Genomic DNA, 2,477 nt, shown 5'->3' on the forward strand with positions numbered 1-2,477 from the left:
GTAACCGCTGTTCTCAGGCCACGGCCTTGAGTGGCGCGGGGGCATAGGCCCAGGGCAGCAGGTCGTCGAGCTGGCTTTGCGGATGGCCTGCGACGATGCGGGTGATGACGTCGGCGAGGTAGGCGTACGGGTCGACGCCGTTGAGTTTCGCGGTTTCTACGAGCGAGGCGATGGTCGCCCAGTGCTCGCCACCGCCGTCGGAACCGGCGAAGAGCGCATTCTTCCGATTGAGGGCGATTGGCCTGATCGAGCGTTCGACGACGTTGGAGTCGATCTCGACGCGGCCGTCGTCGAGGAAGCGACCAAGTCCGGCCCAACGCGAGAGGGGGTAGCGGATTGCTTCAGCGAGCTTGCTCTTCTGGCTGACCAGGGCGAGCTTCTCGCGCAGCCATGGCTGGAGGGTATCGATGATGGGGCGGCTTCTCTCCTGGCGCGCGGTGCGCCGCTCTTCGGGCGAGCGTCCCCGTATCTCGTTCTCGATCTTGTAGAGCTCGGCGATGCGCTGGAGCGCCTCCGTGGCGATCGGCGCGGGCCCGGACTGGGCCAGTTCGTAGAAGCGTCGACGGACATGCGCCCAGCAGAACGCCAGGCTCACGGCATTGCGCTCGGCCAACGCCCGGTATCCGGCGTAGCCGTCGACTTGCAGGATTCCGACGAAGCCCTGAAGGTGCCGCAGTGGCTGTTCGGCCTTGCGGTCGGGTGCATAGAGATAGGCGACGCCAGGTGGAGCGATCCCGCCCCAGGGGCGATCGTCGCGAGCATAAGCGAACAGCTGGCCCGTCTTGGTGCGGCCGCGCCCGGGATCGAGCACCGGCGCCGTGGTCTCGTCGGCGAAGAGCTTCCCGGAGGCCTTCAGCCGCTCGAACAACCGCTCGTGGATGGGGCGGAGCAGGAAAGCCGCCTTGCCGACCCAATCGGCAAGCGTCGAGCGATCCAGGTTCACGCCTTGGCGGGCGTAGATTTGCGCCTGGCGATACAGGGGAAGATGGTCGGCGTACTTGGAGACCAGCACATGGGCGACGGTCGCCTCAGTCGGGATGCCGCCCTCGACAAGCCGTGGCGGAGCCGGTGCCTGCACCACGACCTCCTCGCAGCTCCGGCAGGCGTATTTCGGTCGGCGCGTGACGATGACGCGGAATTGGGCCGGCACGATGTCGAGGCGCTCGGAGCGATCCTCGCCCATGACATGCAGCATTCCCTTGCAGCACGGGCAGATCTTGTCGGGAATGTCGATGATCTGCTCGATACGCGGCAGATGCGCGGGCAGTGATCCACGGTTGGCGCGGCGCTTCCTGGCGCGAGCCTCGCGCTTGGCAGTATCGGCGGTGTCCTCCGCGGCGAAGCCTTCAGCCTCGATCTGCTCGGCCTCTTCCAGGCCCAGCAGCAGCTGGTCGACCGGCAGGCTCTCTGCCCTGCGGCCGAAGCGGTGGCGCTGCAGTTCCTTGATGATCTGGCGCAGCCGCTCGTTCTCGGCGCGCTCCGCCGCGAGCATCGCCTGAAGCGCGATCGGATCGTTGGTCTGAGGCTCGGCCGGGTTGCTCACAAGGCCGATTCAATCATGCATTCCAATGCTTTGCCAGCGCCTCTAGCCTCCCATGGAATCAACTTGCCGCGACCGGCGCGCGCGTCTCGCGGGCGTCATGCACGCGCCGCCAATCCAACCCTTCCAGGAGCGCCTGCAATTGCGCCGCCGACAACCTCACCACGCCATCGGTGATGGCAGGCCAGCAGAACTTCCCGTCCTCCAGACGCTTCGCCAGCAGGCACACGCCGGTGCCGTCGAAGTACACCAGCTTGACCCGGTCGGCGCGCTTGGCCCTGAAGACGTAGACCGCGCCAGAGAACGGATCGGCGCCCATCGTCTCGCGCACCAGCGCCGCCAGGCCTTCGGCCCCCTTGCGGAAGTCCACCGGCTTCGTCGCGACCATCACCTTGACCACACCCGTCGGCCCGATCACGACGGCGCCTTCAGCGCACGGATCACCGCCGCCACCGTCCTGGCGTCGGCGCCACGACCGACCCGCATGGCGACGCCGTCAATCTCCAGCTCTATCACGCCGGTTTCTCGCGCGGCCTTCCGCTGCCGTGTCGATCTCGCGCGCTTCCCCGCCGGTTCGGGCTCCTGTGCCGCGACCACCGCTGGAACAAACAACGGCTCCGGTGCCGGCGCATTCGCCAACGGCACCCGCGCGGACCGGCGCCAGGCGAACAGCTGCTGCGGGGACAATGCATGTCGCCGAGCCACCGCGCTCACCGTCTCGCCAGCATCGTAGCTTTCCGCCACGATCCGCGCTTTCTCCTCCGGCAACCATTCGCGCCGCCGTCCAGAACCCGTGAATATCTCAAGCCGTCGAACCGGCTCCTCGTCCCTGGACTTAAGCGTAAGCTCTGAAATCGTCATGTGTCGAAGCCCTCAAGGCTCCGAGCATCGTCGCTCACGACAACGCGCGAAAGGTGCCAACGAGACAGCGCTTACG

General features: G+C 66.8%; 3 protein-coding genes. All 3 read right to left on the reverse strand.

From position 1 onward, the window contains the following. Nucleotides 1–13: 13 nt before the first annotated feature. A complete protein-coding gene (gene tnpC, locus CKW40_RS42065) occupies nt 14–1,492 on the reverse strand; it encodes an IS66 family transposase (protein ID WP_095205361.1) in 1,479 nt (492 codons plus the stop codon). Between the two features lie 109 nt (nt 1,493–1,601). Beyond that, nucleotides 1,602–1,928, reverse strand: coding sequence for an IS66 family insertion sequence element accessory protein TnpB (gene tnpB / locus CKW40_RS42070; protein ID WP_224690299.1), 327 nt, complete (start codon nt 1,926–1,928; stop codon nt 1,602–1,604). A gap of 26 nt (nt 1,929–1,954) precedes the next feature. Then, entirely contained in the window at nt 1,955–2,401 is a 447-nt protein-coding gene (tnpA, locus tag CKW40_RS45545; RefSeq protein WP_095205360.1) for an IS66-like element accessory protein TnpA, read from the reverse strand. Between the last annotated feature and the right edge of the window lie 76 nt (nt 2,402–2,477).

It is taken from the genome of Mesorhizobium carmichaelinearum (assembly GCF_900199455.1).
GTDB lineage: Bacteria > Pseudomonadota > Alphaproteobacteria > Rhizobiales > Rhizobiaceae > Mesorhizobium > Mesorhizobium carmichaelinearum.